The organism is Oceanidesulfovibrio marinus, assembly GCF_013085545.1.
In the GTDB taxonomy this organism is placed as follows: domain Bacteria; phylum Desulfobacterota; class Desulfovibrionia; order Desulfovibrionales; family Desulfovibrionaceae; genus Oceanidesulfovibrio; species Oceanidesulfovibrio marinus.
This window is the reverse complement of sequence record NZ_CP039543.1, coordinates 3,259,279-3,275,422: the sequence shown is the minus strand read 5'-3', so window position 1 is coordinate 3,275,422 and position 16,144 is coordinate 3,259,279. Positions and strand designations below refer to the sequence as shown.

General features: G+C 60.6%; 14 protein-coding genes. 6 read left to right on the top strand and 8 right to left on the bottom strand.

The window, feature by feature from the left end; all coding sequences use genetic code 11:
* Nucleotides 1-11: 11 nt before the first annotated feature.
* The 5 genes from gyrB to E8L03_RS14510 all read right to left on the bottom strand — a co-directional run bounded on the left by gyrB (nt 12) and on the right by E8L03_RS14510 (nt 6,609).
* Entirely contained in the window at nt 12-2,411 is a 2,400-nt protein-coding gene (gene gyrB, locus E8L03_RS14530) for a DNA topoisomerase (ATP-hydrolyzing) subunit B (RefSeq protein WP_144234162.1), read from the bottom strand.
* Nucleotides 2,412-3,578, bottom strand: coding sequence for a DNA polymerase III subunit beta (gene dnaN / locus E8L03_RS14525; protein WP_144234163.1), 1,167 nt, complete (start codon nt 3,576-3,578; stop codon nt 2,412-2,414).
* Nucleotides 3,579-3,751: 173 nt separating this feature from the next.
* Nucleotides 3,752-5,032: a helix-turn-helix domain-containing protein gene (locus E8L03_RS14520; RefSeq protein ID WP_171267717.1), complete on the bottom strand. Its 1,281-nt coding sequence runs from the start codon at nt 5,030-5,032 to the stop codon at nt 3,752-3,754.
* Between the two features lie 306 nt (nt 5,033-5,338).
* Nucleotides 5,339-5,677, bottom strand: a complete 339-nt coding sequence (locus tag E8L03_RS14515; RefSeq protein ID WP_144234165.1) for a PilZ domain-containing protein — start codon at nt 5,675-5,677, stop codon at nt 5,339-5,341.
* Nucleotides 5,678-5,853: 176 nt separating this feature from the next.
* Nucleotides 5,854-6,609 (bottom strand): MotA/TolQ/ExbB proton channel family protein, encoded by a 756-nt coding sequence (locus E8L03_RS14510; RefSeq protein ID WP_144234166.1) that lies wholly within the window; start codon nt 6,607-6,609, stop codon nt 5,854-5,856.
* 254 nt (nt 6,610-6,863) lie between these two features.
* Between E8L03_RS14510 and E8L03_RS14505 the strand changes: the two genes are divergently transcribed.
* Nucleotides 6,864-7,304, top strand: a complete 441-nt coding sequence (locus E8L03_RS14505) for a DMT family transporter (RefSeq protein WP_144234167.1) — start codon at nt 6,864-6,866, stop codon at nt 7,302-7,304.
* 131 nt (nt 7,305-7,435) lie between these two features.
* Here the strand turns inward: E8L03_RS14505 and E8L03_RS14500 are convergent, their stop codons facing one another.
* The 3 genes from E8L03_RS14500 to pspA are packed head-to-tail and all read right to left on the bottom strand — an operon-like array spanning nt 7,436 to nt 8,882.
* The gene (locus tag E8L03_RS14500) at nt 7,436-7,864 is read right to left on the bottom strand and encodes a PspC domain-containing protein (protein WP_144234168.1); all 429 of its coding nucleotides are present in this window, start codon (nt 7,862-7,864) and stop codon (nt 7,436-7,438) included.
* Nucleotides 7,861-8,145: an envelope stress response membrane protein PspB gene (locus tag E8L03_RS14495; protein ID WP_144234169.1), complete on the bottom strand. Its 285-nt coding sequence runs from the start codon at nt 8,143-8,145 to the stop codon at nt 7,861-7,863. Before E8L03_RS14495 ends, E8L03_RS14500 begins: the two co-directional genes overlap by 4 nt.
* 38 nt (nt 8,146-8,183) lie before the next feature.
* Entirely contained in the window at nt 8,184-8,882 is a 699-nt protein-coding gene (gene pspA / locus E8L03_RS14490; protein ID WP_171267716.1) for a phage shock protein PspA, read from the bottom strand.
* Nucleotides 8,883-9,095: 213 nt separating this feature from the next.
* Here pspA and pspF point away from each other — a divergent pair, with 213 nt between their 5' ends.
* The 5 genes from pspF to E8L03_RS14465 all read left to right on the top strand — a co-directional run bounded on the left by pspF (nt 9,096) and on the right by E8L03_RS14465 (nt 16,092).
* On the top strand, nt 9,096-10,196 hold the full coding sequence (gene pspF, locus E8L03_RS14485; protein ID WP_171267715.1) for a phage shock protein operon transcriptional activator: 1,101 nt from the start codon (nt 9,096-9,098) through the stop codon (nt 10,194-10,196).
* Nucleotides 10,197-10,327: 131 nt separating this feature from the next.
* The gene (locus E8L03_RS14480; protein ID WP_244963536.1) at nt 10,328-11,533 is read left to right on the top strand and encodes an MFS transporter; all 1,206 of its coding nucleotides are present in this window, start codon (nt 10,328-10,330) and stop codon (nt 11,531-11,533) included.
* A 536-nt stretch (nt 11,534-12,069) separates the two neighbouring features.
* Entirely contained in the window at nt 12,070-14,331 is a 2,262-nt protein-coding gene (locus E8L03_RS14475; RefSeq protein WP_171268500.1) for a vitamin B12-dependent ribonucleotide reductase, read from the top strand.
* A gap of 154 nt (nt 14,332-14,485) precedes the next feature.
* Nucleotides 14,486-15,202: a cell division ATP-binding protein FtsE gene (locus E8L03_RS14470; protein WP_167512359.1), complete on the top strand. Its 717-nt coding sequence runs from the start codon at nt 14,486-14,488 to the stop codon at nt 15,200-15,202.
* Nucleotides 15,199-16,092, top strand: a complete 894-nt coding sequence (locus E8L03_RS14465) for a cell division protein FtsX (RefSeq protein ID WP_171267714.1) — start codon at nt 15,199-15,201, stop codon at nt 16,090-16,092. Before E8L03_RS14470 ends, E8L03_RS14465 begins: the two co-directional genes overlap by 4 nt.
* Nucleotides 16,093-16,144: the final 52 nt, after the last annotated feature.

Here is a 16,144-nt window from a genome sequence, read left to right as displayed (position 1 = left end):
TGTTCCATCGTTTATATGTCGAGCTCCTCGACGAGGAGTGCGTTTCGTTCGATGAACTCGCGCCGCGGCTCCACCTTGTCTCCCATCAGGTCGGAGAAGATGGAGTCCGCCTCGATGGCGTCGTCCACGGAGACCTTAAGCATGCTCCGGTTCTCGGGGTTCATGGTGGTGTCCCAGAGCTGCTCGGCGTTCATCTCGCCCAGACCCTTGTAGCGCTGGATGGAGATGCCCTTCTGGGCCTCGTCCAGAATGGCGTCCAGCAGCTCGAACATGCTTCCCATGGGCTTGGCCTCGCTCTCCTCCTCCTTTTTCCTGCGCATGGTGAAGGTGAGGCCGCCGCAGATGCCGCGGATGTCGGCAAAGGACTCATAGGCGGACTTGTAGAGCCGGGAGTTGAAGAACTCCACGCCGATCTGCGCGCGATGGCCCTTGTCGTCGATGAGGAAAAGCCAGGCCCGGCGGTCTTCCTCGTCCTCCTCCACATGGAGGTTGACCACGTAGCCGCGTTCCTCCAGATACTTCATGAACTCCTGGCCCTTGTCATCTTCGATGTCGGTGGGCACGAGCTTGATTTTGTACTGAAGAAAATCCAGGAACATGTGGCGTGCGATGCCGATGTTCTCCACCTCGTCGATCTTGTCGCGCACGAAGCTGACACCCTTGAGCAGATCCACGATCTGCGATCCGGTAAAGCTCAGGCCGTTCTCGGAGACCACCACGAGGTCGTCGCTGACGCGATCCAACAGGAACGCCTTGAGCTCGGGCTCGTCCTTGATGAACCGCTCCGTCTTGGAGTTGAAGGCGCGGAACAGCGGCGGCTGCGCGATGTACAGGTAGCCGCGCTCGATGAGCTCGGCATATTGGCGGAAGAAGAAGGTGAGCAGCAGGGTGCGGATGTGCGCGCCGTCCACGTCGGCATCGGTCATAATCACGATCTTGTGGTAGCGCAGCTTTTCCAGGTCGAGGTCTTCCTCGCCGATGCCCGCGCCCATGGCTGTGATAAGCGCCTTGATCTCCTTGTTGTTGAGCATCTTGTCGAAGCGTGTGCGCTCAACATTAAGGATCTTGCCGCGCAGGGGGAGGATGGCCTGGTTGGAGGGATCGCGTCCCTGCTTGGCCGAGCCGCCGGCCGAGTCGCCCTCGACGATGAACAGCTCGGACACGCCCGGGTCCTTGGACTGGCAGTCCGCCAGCTTGCCGGGCAGGGAGTTGTCCGACAGGGCGCCTTTTCTGCGCACCAGGTCCTTGGCCTTGCGCGCCGCCTCGCGGGCGCGGGCCGCGTCCACGGCCTTCTCCACGATGATCTTGGCGTCCTTGGGGTTCTCCTCGAAGAACGTGTTGAGCTTGTCGTAGACCAGGCCGGAGACCAGGCCGGTAACCTCGGAGTTGCCGAGCTTGGTCTTGGTCTGGCCCTCGAACTGCGGCATGGGCACCTTGACGCTGACCACGGCCGTGAGGCCCTCGCGCACGTCGTCGCCGGAAAGCTTCTGCTTGAGCTTCTTGGGCAGGTCCGCATTCTCCACGTACTTGTTCAGCGCGCGGGTGAGGGCGGTCTTGAAGCCGGCCAGGTGGGTGCCGCCTTCCTTGGTGCGAATGTTATTGGCAAAGGTAAGGACGTTTTCCTTGTAGCCGGCGTTGTACTGCAGGCCGAACTCGATGGCCACGTCGTCGGCCGAGCCTTCGCCGTAAACGATGGAGTGGATGCCGGTCTCGCCGCTGTTCAGGTCCTTGATGAACTGCCGGATGCCGCCTTCGGCGTGGTAGGTGAACGACTCGCCGCTACGCTCGTCGATAAACTCGATCTCCAGGCCCTTGTTCAGGTAGGCGAGCTCTTCGAACCGCTTGCGCAGGGTCTCGGCGTTGTACTCGTTGGTCTCGAAGATCTCCTCGTCCGGCCGGAAGCGGATGGTGGTTCCGGTGTACTCGGCCTCGCCAAGCTCCTCCAGAGGAGAGACAGGCGCGCCGCGCTCATAGCGCTGGCGGTAACGCTTGCCGTCGCGCTTAACCGTGACCTCCAGGAACTCGGACAGGGCGTTGACCACGGAAACGCCCACGCCGTGCAGGCCGCCGGAGACCTTGTAGGTCTCGTTGTCGAACTTGCCGCCGGCGTGCAGCACGGTGAGCACGACCTCCACGGCCGGCTTCTTCTCCGTGGGGTGCATGTCCACGGGGATACCGCGGCCGTTGTCGCTGACCGTGATGGAGTTGTCGAGATGCAGCTTGACCCGGATCTTGTCGCAGTACCCGGCCATGGACTCGTCCACGGAGTTGTCCACAACCTCCCACACGAGGTGGTGCAGGCCGCGGATGTCCGTGGAGCCGATATACATGGCCGGCCGTTTGCGAACGGCCTCCAGGCCTTTGAGGACCTTGATGGTCCCAGAGCCGTACGAATTGGAATGATCAGTCATTTAAATGTCTTCCTCACTATAATACGTCTCCTCGACTATCTTCATCGGCATGATGATGGTGAGATAGTCGGGATCATCCTCGCCTCGAATGCCGCACGGACCCTCGGCCCCGGTCAGGGTGAAGCCCACAGACTCAGAGGCGAAATGGCCCAGCATTTCTATGAGATTGCGCGTGGGGAACGCGATGCGCTTGAGATCGCCCTTGAAGTCGGCTTCCAGGGTCTCCTTGGCCGAGCCCACTTCCTGGCCCTGGGTGGTGAGCACAAGGCCATCGCCGCCGAAATCAAAGTAGGTGCAGCGGTTGTTCTCGGTGTTGAAAATGAGCAGGCGCTCCAGGGAGTCGGCCAGGGCCGCGCGGTTCACGCCCAGGGTGGAGACCGAGTCTTCCTTCAGCTTGGAGAGGAAGTTCCGGTAGTCCGGGTACTGGTAGTAGGAGAGCGGCAGGCTGAAGGTCTCCCGGCCGTCGCCGCTGCGGAAAAAGAGGCGCTTCTCGCTGATGGCGAGCTCTACGGAGTCGCTGGCCAGCCACTTCTTGAGCTCCATGATGTACTTCTTCTGGATCAGGATGCCTTCTTCCGGAATGATCTCGGCAAGATCCTGATTGACAAAGGAGACCATGGAGAACTGGTGGCCGTTGAGGCCGCACGCCTCCAGCTTGCCGTCGGCGCCTTCCTCGGGCGAGGGCTTCATGCTCATGCAGGCGATGGCCTCCATGGTGTCCTCGTCCGAGATGCAGTAGGCCACGCGGTCGATGAGCTCTTCGAGGTAATCGCCCGACCAGACCACTGTCTGCACGTCCGGGAAGGCGTTGAGGTTCTGGAACCAGGTAACGTCGTTGGTGGGCAGCTTGTAGTTCCGCTGGTTCTGCTCGATGATCATGGTGCGGCCGTCGCTCTCGAGCTTGAGTGTGATCTCGCCTGGAGGCAGCCTTTTGACGAGGTCGTAGAAGGAGCGGCCCTGCACGCCGGCGAGACCTTCCTCGACTATCTCGGCCTGGTAGGAGCCGGCGAACTCGAGGTTCGAGTCCGTGGACATCAGGGAGAGCTGTCCGTTCTCCGCCTTCACCCAGATGGTCCGCAGATATGCTGCGCCAGTCTTGGCCGGTATGATGTTGGCCGACTTCTGGAGACCTTCGAGGATGTCCTCTTTATAAACTTTAACAATCATACAATCTCCCTCGTCGTTGTTATTAGGTCTGTCCAATGTGTTCGCAACTGGCGTAACCAGTTGAAAGGACAGAAACTTTATTTGAACAATCGTGTCGACACAAAATCGTCATCACGAACACGCAAATGCCGGACGCTTCCTACCGGGTGCATACATGTTCATGGAGCGACAGGTTACGAACATTTTTTCTTCAGCTGCGTGACAAGGTGTTTCACGGCCGGATCATCGGCCATGCGCTCGTCGATCTTCTTCACCGCGTACATCGCCGTGGAGTGGTCCTTGCCGCCGAAAAGACGTCCCAGCGCCGGGTAAGATAACCCCAGCAACGAACGGCACAGGTAGATGCCCATCTGCCTGGCGAAGACTATGTTCTGACTCCTTTTGTGTCCAGCCAGCTCATGCACGGGCACCTGGAAGTGGTCGGCCACCACGTGCATGATTTTATCGGGGTCCACGCGGCTCGCCGGGGTTTCCTCGGCATACTGCAGGATGGACTGGAAGTCCTTGTCCTGAATCTCCTTGTGCACCAGCTCCTTGAAGGCAAAGAGCTTGAGCAGGATGCCCTGGAGGAAGCGGAAGTCCTCGAACCGTTGGGCCAGGGTCAGCATCTGCGTCTTGGTGAGCTTGAGCCGCTTGGACTGGCAGAGCCGTTTCACGTAGCGGGTGCGCACGTCGAGATCGTGCTGCTTGAGCGTAATGACCAGCCCGCCCTCCACGCGGGACTTGAGGCTCGTGGGCAGGTTGTCCATGCCGGCCACGCCCTGCGTGCTGGCAAAGAGCATCTGCCGGCCGGAGTCGTGAAAATCGTCGAACAGCTCAAGCAGGGCCTCGTGCACTCCGGGCAGATCCTGCACCCTGTGGAAGTCGTCCAGCACCAGACACACGTGATCGTTGAACCGCTCCTTGAGCGTGCCGCTATTGGAGCCTACCATGACCCGCAGATCATCCGGCGTACCGTAGAAGATGGCGTTGGAATCCACGGTCTTGCTCATCTCGTTGGCCATCGCCTTGAGTAGGTGCGTCTTTCCCGATCCTGAGGGACCGCAGATGACGAAGGGGTTGTACTGCGTTTCGCGCGCTTTCGCCACCTGCCTGGCCGTGGCCAGGGGGAAGTGGTTCTTCTGGTTGGCTATGTAGTTTTCCAGGGTGAAGGCGTGGCCGAAGGGGAAATCCGTGCGAGTGGACGCGCCAATGGCGGCGGCGCCGGCAGCGGTCCTGTCGTGGTTGTTGTCGGCATAACGCAGGGTATAGCCCGGTCCCAGGAACAGGGACAGCTGCTCCTCGAACTTGTCGCGCACCGTGGTGGAGAACCATTCAGCGAAAAAGCGATGCGGAAACCGGATGGTGAAGCATCTCTCCTCGTCGCACGGCGTAATCACAAGCGGGTCGAACCACCGCTTGAGCTCTTCGTCCGTGCACGACTGGCGGAGATGTTGGCGCAGGCTGTCTTTCAAGTTTGAATCGGGGGGACCGGTATGCGTTCGAGTAAAGGTAAAAAGAGGCGTATCAACAGCGACCGGCTCGCCGTTCTCGCCATGGCTCGACCATCAACACGGGAGTAGCGTCGGATTAGTACGTGGATGGGACGTAGCGGCAACCGGCGTCTTGTCCGGCGCTACGGCTCTTCCGCGAATCCGGCGCCGAATTCGCAACGTGTCAGGCCGTGCCGCCGCCCACTGTGGACGCTCGCGGAGTCATACCAGATTTTCGCAGGAATTCAAACTCTAAACTGCTGTGAATACAAAATAACGCCAGAGTAATTATCCACAATTGTTATCTATTTCGAAGCAGCATCCCACGGCGTCACCGCTGCTCCAGACAACGTGGACCTCAAGGTTGGAAAGAAGCTGGCAATACGGCTCCACGTTGCACCGCTCGATGTACAGGCGTTCGCCGTGTTTGAGGGCAGGGCAGGGCAGGGTGCACTGGCCTTCCTCGTCCGAGCAGAGAAGCTTCAGACCGCCCAGGCTGAAGTCTACGATTTTGGCGTAAAACGGCTCGTGATTGTCGCGGTGGATGATGACCTGATTGTCGCCCTGGGAATCGGAGATGACGACGCGCATCCAGCGGCGTCTTTCCTCGTCGGAAACATTACTCACGAGAACCTCCCATTTCTGGTTTGGTCCGTCAGTTGATGCGCCGTAACAAAACCCCAAAGGCAGCTTCACCCTTTGGGGTATAATTCCTGACCTAGAACGAATAGGCGATGATGTCCAGGAAGTGAATAATATATAACAAAATAATAGGGAATAGATTTTTTGGATACAGGATATTTTCAACGTTTCCGGCCAAGTTGCAATGCCGGAAAGGATTGCTCCTCGGATCGTTTCGTCTCTCCTATCTGCAGCGGCTCCACATGCTCGGCCAGGTCCTGCTTCATGATCGTCATGAAAACGACCGAGATGGCCTGCAGGCCGTCCTCCAGCGAAAGAAGCTTGCCCACCAGGAAGTTATAGGCCACCGAGGCCGGTATGGCCACGAGCAGGCCGGCGATGGTGGTGCCCAGCGCTTCGGCCAGGCCGGCTCCCACCACCATGAGGCTCGCTTGCTTCATGGCGGAAAACCCTTGGAATGAGTGGAAGATGCCCCAAACCGTGCCGAACAGGCCCATGAGCGGCGCAGCGTTGGCCGACATGGCCAGGAAGTCCAGGCTCTTGGAGAGCCGGCGCGAGCTGGCGATGCCTTCCTCCTGCATGGCCTGCCGCACGTTCTCCAGCAGGATGCGCGCCCGTTCCCCCGGAGTGGCCTCCACCCGCTGCAGCTGCTCGTACTCCAGCACGCCTTCACGGATGAGCTTGCGCGAGACCGTGTCCGAGCCGTTGCGCATATCCTGAACCAGCTCGTCCATGGAGCGGATATTGTTGATGGCGTCGAGGTCGCGCTCCACGTCCTTGCGCGCCCGGTAGAACTGGATGGCCTTGGCGAAGATTATCGCCCAGCCTGCCAGGGACATGACGAGCAGCAGGATATACTCTGCCTGGATGAGGGGCGATGCGCTGTCGAAAACCGCGAAGATGTCGATGGTGTCCATGGCTGTCGATTCCAAATACGTTGTGTCTGGTTGAGCGCAGTGATCGTATTGTGAACGATTCAAGCGCAAGGAATCAATAGAAACATGCAGGAGAAAAGATCAGGCGGCTCAGCCATGCCGTGTACGCAGGTTCGTGACGGGCATGAATGCACAACGATTGGTAATTCCTCTAAATAGCCTTGCCCGCCAAATTCATGCGCTCTATAGTGCGTTCCTCGGTTTTGCAGACATTGATTCACTGGAGGATGATTTCGATGAACTGGAGTTACTTGCTCCTCGCGCTGGCCGCTGGCATGTGCGTTCCTGTGCAGGCCGGCATCAACGCCCGGCTGGGTACGCATATCGGCGGTCCTGTCCCCGCCGCCTTTATTTCTTTCCTGGTGGGCACGCTCGCTCTGGCGATCTACCTGGCCCTGGTCAAGACCGGGTTTACCCTCCGCGGCGCAGCGGATCAGACATCGTGGTGGTACTGGTCGGGCGGTGTGCTTGGCGCAATTTTCGTGAGCGTCACCATCTTTCTGGCCCCGCGCCTGGGCGCAACCACCATGCTCGCCACCATCGTCTTTGCGCAGATGCTGTCTTCGCTCATCGTGGACCACTACGGCCTGCTCGACTTCCCGGTCAAGACAGCGTCGCCCATGCGCATTCTCGGCGTAGTTCTGGTGTTCGCGGGCGTATTGCTCGTTCGCAAGTAGAGCCCAATCCACGCGTTCACTATATCCAAAATTTTGGACATAAATCGTCCAACTGCTTGGACACGAAAAAAGGCGCGCTCCCCTCAGTCCGGGCGGCGCGCCTTTTTGTTGGTGCATCAGAATTATTCAGGTCAGCGCTGTGACTGGCGGCGACGCCCCATGCGCGAATCCCATTCGAACTCCCGGCTGGTGACCACGTCCTCCATGCGGCGGATGCGCTGCTCCAGACGGTCAAACCGCTTCTTGAGCTGCTGGGCCCGGGAGGGCTGCGGTCCACAGGAAGTCTGACTGTACCGGCCGGATTGGGCGGATTGGCCAGACTCGTAGCTACCCTGGTTGCCGCAGGGCTGTGCATACTCCCGGGGCGTGGGCTTCATGATCAGCGCCACGATGAGGTACACGAAGACCGCCGGCCAGAAACCGGTTGCCAGCATGAAGAACACGCCTATCACCCGCATCCAGAAGACCGGGAAGCTGAAGTACTCCGCAAGCCCCTTGATCACGCCGAGAATGGCGCCGTCGCGGGCGCGGTATGGTCCACGTCGTCTTCCATAGTTCATCGTTGATCCTTGTTATGGGGCGGCGGTGGAGGGGCGTCCTCCTCGCCGGTTGGGGTCATGTGGTCATGCAGAATCGTTTCTAGCGACTCGATGCGCCGTTCCAGCCGATCCATGGAATCGACAAGCTCATGATTGAGGCGCGCCTCTTCATCGCGGGCCGCTCGTTCCTCTGTGTCGCTCTTTCTGAAGATCCGGGCCATGCCATAGACCACGAGCATCACCAGTCCGACTGGCAGGACGACGAACCAGATGAGGAACATGAAGGGAAAGTGGTGGAACATTGCGCGTTACTCCGATCTCGCTGCGTGAGCGTTGATCGTCATTCCTTAGTGCCCTCGGCGGCCTGTTGTCCAGACGCAGGCTTCTTCGCGCCTTCCTTGATGTTCCGGAGCTCTTCCTCGATGTCGCCGTCGGACTCCAGTATGGCGAACTCTTCCTCCAGGCTGCTGTGGCGGCGCGGCTTGGAGATCTCAGCCTCGGCCTCCATGCGCTCGATGCGCTGCTCGAACTGCTCGAAGCGCAGCATGGCGTCCTGGCTCTCGGCGCGGCGGATGTCCTCGTTGGCGCGCTTCTGCGTATTGGCGCGGATGTGCCGCTGCACGAGCAGGCGCTTCTTCTCGCGGGCGTGCTCCAGCTTGTCCTCCAGGGCGTGAATATCGTCCTGGGACTGCTCCACGAGGGCGTCCAGCTTGGTCAGCTCCTCGTCCAGATGGTCGGCGCGTTCCTGATGCCGGCGCTTCTCCATAAGCGCCTCGCGGGCCAGGTCGTCGCGGCCCTTTTGCACGGCCAGCTCAGCCCGGGCGGCCCAGGTGTCCACGCGTTCCTGCACGTCGTCCATCTCCCTCGCGGCGCGTGAACGGTCCGCCATGGTCGCGGCGCAGGCGGACTTCAACTCCACAAGGGTGTCCTCCATCTCGCGGACCATGAGCTTGATGAGCTTCTCAGGGTCCTCGGCGCGGTCGAGCATCGCGTTGATGTTCGCGCTGACGATGTCCTTGAAGCGTGTGAAGATACCCATACCGTCCTCCGTTCTCGCCGCGCTCAAAGCGGCGGTTGGCGTTCATCCTGTGCCGCTCTACAGGCAGGATGTGTGCCAACGTCCTGTAACTAAATCTATCATACTGAAAAGCAAGGAGCTGTTGCACGTGAAACTTTTGTGATGGCGTCATTTTCTATGGGTTAATAAACCGTAATATGGTTTTTTAAACCAAAGTAGGGCATACATAACCATATGGAGCTTATTCGAAACGACCCGGCGTCCATGGACCTCGTAGGCAGCAGCGAGACCTTTCTCGCCTTCCGCGACGAGCTTGCCCGCGTGGCAAAAGTAGACCGCCCCATCATCATCGTGGGCGAGCGCGGCACCGGCAAGGAGCTTGCCGCGGCACGGCTGCACTATCTCTCCCAGCGCTGGCAGGCGCGGTTCGTCACCCTTAACTGCGCGGCCCTCGCACCATCGTTGCAGGAGGCCGAGCTCTTCGGCCACGAGCCAGGCGCATTCACCGGCGCGGCCGGCAGACGGCGGGGCCGGTTCGAGGTTGCCGACCGCGGTACGCTGTTCCTGGACGAGCTCGCCAACATGCCCATGACTTTGCAGGAGAAAATTCTGCGCGTGGTGGAGTATGGCGTGTTCGAGCGCCTGGGCTCATCCGAGCCCACGGCTGTGGACGTGCGCGTCATCGCAGCCACCAATGTGGATCTGCCCGCCATGGCCGCGGCCGGCCGGTTCAAGCGCGATCTGCTGGACAGGTTGTGCTTCGAGGTGCTGACCCTGCCGCCACTGCGGGAACGGGGCGAGGACGTACAGCTCATCGCCACGCACTTTGCCGCGCGCATGGCGTCCGAGCTGGGCCGGGACGAGTTGCCCGAGTTCTCCCCCGACGCCATGGACCGCCTTGCCGAGTACTCCTGGCCTGGCAACGTGCGCGAGCTGAAGAATGTTGTGGAACGCGCCGTGTCGCGCAGTCCGAACGGTACGATCCAGGCAGTCGATCTCGTGTTCGACCCCTTCGAGTCACCGTACCGGCCCAAGGTAGAGGAGGGCGGCCATACTTCCGTTGCCGGCCATCACGCCAAAACGCACAGTGTGGAGAACACCGCGTCCGAACTGATCGCAGCTCCACAGAAAGACAGTGACCCGGATCCTCTGGACACGCTGCCGCTCAAGGAACGGATCGCCGAGGTGGAGCGCACCGCCTTGCGCGGCGCCCTGGCCGAGTCTCGATACAACCAGCGCCGGGCGGCCGAGCTGCTGGGTCTGACATACGACCAGTTCCGCGGCTTGTACCGCAAGCATCAGTCATCGCTCTCTGAAGATGGGAATGACCAATGAAACAAGTGTGATGCCCACACGGACCGGACATCGTACAGCGTACCGAGTCAGAACTTGTGACCCGAACGCCTTTTCCATAGAGTATTTCTCTTTTCCGAACCATCGGAATCCGACTTAAACAGGGAGCAATTGTGACAGACACGCAAGCCCGCGACGTAGCGAGCGGTACCGAGGCGGACGCGGGAAAACGCCTGATATTCGACCGTAACCTGATGATATGCTTCGGCGTCACGCTCATGGTGGTCATGGGTGTCACGTCCATCACGCCGGTCCTTCCCAAGGTCATGGAAGTGTTCGGCATCTCGGCCAGGCAGATCGGCCTGCTCATCACCTCCTTCACCATCCCCGGCGTCGTTCTCACCCCTGTCATGGGCGTGCTTGCGGACCGCTTCGGCCGCAAACGGATCATCGTTCCCTCGCTCTTCCTCTTTGGCATTGCAGGAGCCGCGTGCTGCTTTACGCGAGATTTCCACCTGCTGCTCACGCTGCGCTTTTTCCAAGGCGTGGGCGCCGCTGCGCTGGGTCCGCTGAACATTACCATCATCGGCGATCTTTTCTCCGGGCAGCGCCGGACCGCCGCGTTGGGGCTCAACGCCAGCATCCTGGCCCTGGCCGTTGCCGCATATCCCGTGGTGGGCGGCAGTCTGGCCATTTTCGGCTGGTACGTGCCGTTCTTCCTGCCAATTCTGGCCGTACCGCTGGGATGCATCGTGCTCTTCAAGCTCGGCAACCCGGAGCCAAAGGAGCAGCAGCAGATAGGGGAGTACTTCCGCGCCATTCTTGCCGGCATCCGCAACCCCCAGGTGCTCGGCCTGCTTCTGGCCACCGTGGCCACCTTCATCATTCTCTACGGCCCGTTTCTGACTTACCTGCCCGTGGTGCTGCACCGGGCTTTTGGCGCCACAAGCTTCACCATTGGCTGCATCATCTCGGTGGCATCCTTGATGACGGCCGTGGTGGCCTCTCAGCTGGGCCGGCTCATCGCGCGTTTTTCCGAGCGTCGGCTCTTCAAGTTCGCGTTCCTTCTGTACGCCGTGGCCTGCGCACTCATGGCGCATATGGACGGACTCTGGTGGTTCGTGCTGCCCATTGCGCTCTTTGGCCTGGGCCAGGGGCTCAACCTGCCCTCGGTCCAGTCCCTGCTCACCTCTTACGCGCCCATGGAGCAGCGCGGCGCGTTCATGGCGGTCAACGGCATGGCCCTGCGTCTCGGCCAGACTCTCGGCCCGCTTGTCATGGGGGGGCTCTACGCGTTTTTTGGCATAAACGGTGTCTTCTATGGCGGCTCCGTCGTGGCGGTGGTCATGTTCGTCACCGCCGTCATCCTCGTACGGTGAGGGGAGGACGGAGCGCCGTCTTGATTTGGCCTGTTTGGCGGTTGGATGAAGACTTCTCCCTATCGAGTACACCAGAGTAGAAACGAACGAGCAGTTATAGTATTAATACATTAGGAAGGTTTATTATTCTTATTAGGGCGGTGCGAATGTTCATAATCAGGATAACATAGTGATTCAAAAAGATAATTTATGAACATTGCCGGTCATCAATAACGAACACGACGCACACGTTTCTGACGTCGGGCATCACTCTGCCACGTTATGAACATTCTGCGAACATGCTCAGGAACACCAAAGCGACATCGCCTGATGGAGGAAGCGAACAGGCGGCAGAGTGGATGCTATCCAAGCTTTCTTTTCCGGAGCTACGCGTCAGAATCCTTGAGTTGTCATATACAACAATGCCGGGGGTGCGATCCACGCGGTTTCCAATGAGCCTTTTCAAGACGCAACGCTTCCTATATGTTGGTCTGCTCGTAAAACGAGTTTCACCTATCACTTCAGCATATCTTACTATTTAAGTGAGCCCCATGAGTATGACAGCCATTCCTGCTCCCGCGGACCTGAAGCAACCAACACTCAATCCCAACGCCGAGACCGTTCTGGTCAAGCGTTACCTGCGAAAAGACGAGGAGGGCCTCGTCAAGGAGTCGCCCACCGACATGTTCTGGCGTGTGGCGTCCTCCATCGCCGCGGAGGAGGAGAAGTACGAGAAGAGCCCCTGGGAGCCGGAAGAACTGGCCAGGACGTTCTACGATCTGATGATCGAGGGCGTGTTCCTGCCCAACTCGCCCACCCTGATGAACGCCGGCACGCCCCTTGGGCAGCTTGCCGCGTGCTTCGTGCTCCCGGTGCCGGACTCCATCGAGGAGATTTTCGACGCCCTGAAGCACGCCGCGCTCATCCACAAGTCTGGCGGCGGCACGGGCTTTTCCTTTTCCCGGTTGCGCCCTGCCGGTGCGCGCGTGGGCACCACGGGCGGCATCGCTTCGGGTCCGCTCTCGTTCATGCGCATATTCAACACCGCCACCGAGCAGATCAAGCAGGGCGGCGTGCGCCGCGGCGCCAACATGGGCATCCTGCGGGTGGACCATCCGGACATCATCGAGTTCATCCGCGCCAAGGAGACGGAAGGGGAGTTCAACAACTTCAACCTTTCCGTGGCCCTGACCCAGGAGTTCATGGAGCAGGTGGAGGCCGGCGAGTCCTATGATCTCTTCGATCCCCGCGACGGCAGGATCCGCGGCAGGCTGGAGGCGGCACAGGTCTTCGATCTGCTGGTGAACAAGGCCTGGGCCAGCGGCGATCCCGGCATCATCTTCCTGGACCGCATCAATCGCGACAACCCCACGCCGACACAAGGGGAGATCGAGGCCACCAACCCCTGTGGCGAGCAACCGCTGCTGCCGTATGAGGCGTGCAACCTGGGCTCCATCAACCTTTCTAGGTTCGTCGAGATTGGTGACGATGGCGTTCGCACTCTGAACACGAAGCGCCTCGGTGAGATCATCCACCTCGCTGTCCGTTTCCTGGACGACGTCATCGACGCGTCCATCTACCCCCTGGACGAGATCGCGGACATGGTGCGCACCAACCGCAAGATCGGCCTGGGCGTAATGGGTTGGGCCGACGCCCTGTATGCGCTCGGCATTCCGTATGATTCCGATGAGGCGCTGGCTCTGGGCAAAGAGGTCATGAAGATGGTGCAGGATGAGAGCCGAGCCGCATCCGCCGCCCTGGCCAAGGAGCGCGGCCCTTTCCCGGCGTACGAGGAAAGCGTGTTCGGCAGAACCGGCGAGGGCCCGTACCGCAACGCCACTACCACGACGATTGCCCCCACCGGCTCCTTGTCCATCATCGCCGGCTGCTCCTCTGGCATCGAGCCGTGCTTCGCCCTCTCGTTCACCCGCAACGTGCTGGACGGCGAGAAGCTGGTGGAGGTCAACCCGGTGTTCGAGCTGGTTGTCAGCGAAACCGTGACCGACGAGGCCGAGAAGATAACCATCCTGGACCACGTGCGCCGCATTGGCCGCCTGCACAACTGCCCCAATGCGCCGGAGGAGCTTCTGCGCGTCTTCCGCACGGCCATGGATGTTTCGGCCAAGTCCCACCTGGCCATGCAGGCCGCCTTCCAGAAATACACGGACAACGCCGTGTCCAAGACCGTGAACCTGCCCAACGAGGCTACCGAGGACGACATCCGCGAGATTTATCTGGAGGCGTACCGCCAGGGCGTGAAGGGCGTCACCGTGTATCGCGATGGCAGCAAGACCGGCCAGGTGCTCTGCACGGGCGACGGCGCTGAAAAGAAGGAATCTGCCGCAAAAACAGCGAAGGAACGGGGCGTGCGCTCCAGGCCGGACATGGTCTTCGGCTTTACGCAGAAGATCCAGACCGGTCTCGGCGTGCTGTACCTGACCATCAACGAAGTGGACGGCAAGCCCTTCGAGGTCTTCGCGACCATCGGGAAGTCCGGGCGCTCGGTCACGGCCAAGGCGGAGGCCATCGGCCGGCTAGTCTCCCTGGCCCTGCGCTCCGGCATCGACGTGGAAGACATAGTGGTCCAGCTTGAGGGTATCGGTGGCGAGCGGCCCGTGTTCCGCGAGAAGGGCTTGCTGCTGTCCCTGCCGGACGCCATTGCCTGGGCGCTGCGCAACCGCTACATGGGCGGAGAGGCCAATCGTCCGCACGACGACAACGCTTTGGACGAGCAGCGCTGCCCGGACTGCGGCGGCGAGCTCACGTTCCAGGAAGGGTGCCTGCTCTGCCAAGCCTGCGGCTTCACCAAATGCGGTTAGAAATGCGGGCAGGGACCTGCATTGACGGCCCCCGACGCAACCTGCCGGGGGGACTGCTCTTATGCTTTGACGTGCGGAGCAGCCGCCGTTAGATTGGCCGTCGGCATACACTACCGCCAGCCGGCTGCGGCAACTCGTGGAGCAAGACGTGTCTATCCTCAAGGTCAACAGGCTGTCCTACAACTTTGGCTCCAACTGGGCGCTCAAGGACGTCTCCTTTTCCGTGGAGAAGGGCGACTTTCTGTATGTGACCGGCCCGTCCGGCGCAGGAAAGACCACGTTGCTGCGGCTGCTCTTCGGCCTTCTGCCGGTCACGAGGGGCAAGGTGGAGGTCTGCGGCTTCACCATGAACGGCATTGGCCGATCCGCCATGCCGCTGCTGCGGCGCAACGTGAGCTTTGTGTTCCAGGACTTCAAGATTCTTCCGTACCGCACGGTGGCGGAGAACGTGGCCCTGGCGCTGCAGGCGCGGCTTATGCCGGAGCAGCAGATTCGCAAGCGCGTACGCGCCGTGCTGCGCGGGCTGGACATGGAGCGCAAGGCCGACACCCGCTGCGAGGTGCTTTCAGGCGGCGAGCAGCAACGCGTGGCCGTGGCGCGCGCCGTGGTCACCAATCCGCAGCTCCTCCTGGCCGATGAACCCTCCGGCAACCTGGACCCCGAGCTCTCCTTGCGCTTGATGGACGTGTTCAAGCATTTCAACAGCTTCGGCACGACGGTCATTCTCGCCACCCACTCGCGCGAGCTGCTGTGCCACCACCGCGGCGCCAAGCTGATGCATCTGGAGAGCGGTCAGATCGTCGATACGCATGTGACCGATGGCGGCCCGCTGGACGGCTGCTCGCAATCTGCGCCGGGAGGCCGGATATGATTGTCCTGCGCCGGCTTCTCCAGGGGGTGAAGGATCTCAGGATCAACCTGTGGGCCCAGCTGCTCACGCTGGCCGCGGTCACGCTCATAGCTTTTCTGGGCGGGCTGTTCCTGCTGCTGCTGCACAACTTCAACGCAGAGCTTATGCGGGTACGTGGCGACGTGCTCTTTCAGGTCTACTGGGAGCCCGGCCATAATCTGAGCGAGATAAAGAAGCAGTGGGAAGGCTTCACCTCTCTACCAAATCTTATGGATGTGCAGACGTATACGCCGTCTGAAGCCATCGACGCCTTGTCCAAAAGTCTGGACAACGATCTGCATCTGAACTGGAAGCAGAGCGAGAGCCCGCTGCCGGCCACGGCGCTGCTCTCCTTTGCGCCGCCGTCCGCCCGGGAGGGCAAGAACGGTGAGGCCGAGACCATGGTCTGGACCAAGGAGATGCTCGACTATCTCCAGGCCCTGCCCGGCGTGCAGTCCGTCCGCTACAACCCCATGCGCACGGAGCTTTCCGGCGCGTGGTCCAAGCTTTCGCGCAACCTTCTCTGGCCGCTTGTGGGCTTTTTGCTCATTGTGCTGGCCCTGGTGGTGGGCAACACCATCAAGCTGTCGCAGCTTTTCCGCCGCGACGAGATCGAGATATTGCGCATCGTGGGCGCGCGCGAGTGGTACATCAACCTGCCGCTCATTGCAGGCGGCACGGCGCAGGGCTTCCTGGGCGCCGTGCTGGCCCTCGGCATGCTCAAGATCGTTCAGATTTCACTGGAAAATGTTTTGAACTTCCCTCCCTACTTTTTCCGCCTCGCCTTCCTGCCGTTTTCGCAGGTATTGCTCCTGGCAGGCGTGCTCACCGGCGTGGGTATGCTGGCCAGCTTCGTGGCGGTAAAGCGTTAACATTCTGATGCCAGGGGCTTGCGCCCCGGCGTCCCCTGAAGAAGGAGTCCTT

Excerpts from the sequence above, each read along its gene's own strand:
- gyrB (WP_144234162.1), bottom strand. The coding sequence starts at position 2,411 with ATGACTGATCATTCCAATTCGTACGGCTCTGGGACCATCAAGGTCCTC.
- dnaN (WP_144234163.1), bottom strand. The coding sequence starts at position 3,578 with ATGATTGTTAAAGTTTATAAAGAGGACATCCTCGAAGGTCTCCAGAAG.
- E8L03_RS14510 (WP_144234166.1), bottom strand. The coding sequence starts at position 6,609 with ATGGACACCATCGACATCTTCGCGGTTTTCGACAGCGCATCGCCCCTC.
- E8L03_RS14505 (WP_144234167.1), top strand. The coding sequence starts at position 6,864 with ATGAACTGGAGTTACTTGCTCCTCGCGCTGGCCGCTGGCATGTGCGTT.
- E8L03_RS14500 (WP_144234168.1), bottom strand. The coding sequence starts at position 7,864 with ATGAACTATGGAAGACGACGTGGACCATACCGCGCCCGCGACGGCGCC.
- E8L03_RS14495 (WP_144234169.1), bottom strand. The coding sequence starts at position 8,145 with ATGTTCCACCACTTTCCCTTCATGTTCCTCATCTGGTTCGTCGTCCTG.
- pspA (WP_171267716.1), bottom strand. The coding sequence starts at position 8,882 with ATGGGTATCTTCACACGCTTCAAGGACATCGTCAGCGCGAACATCAAC.
- pspF (WP_171267715.1), top strand. The coding sequence starts at position 9,096 with ATGGAGCTTATTCGAAACGACCCGGCGTCCATGGACCTCGTAGGCAGC.
- E8L03_RS14475 (WP_171268500.1), top strand. The coding sequence starts at position 12,070 with ATGACAGCCATTCCTGCTCCCGCGGACCTGAAGCAACCAACACTCAAT.
- E8L03_RS14465 (WP_171267714.1), top strand. The coding sequence starts at position 15,199 with ATGATTGTCCTGCGCCGGCTTCTCCAGGGGGTGAAGGATCTCAGGATC.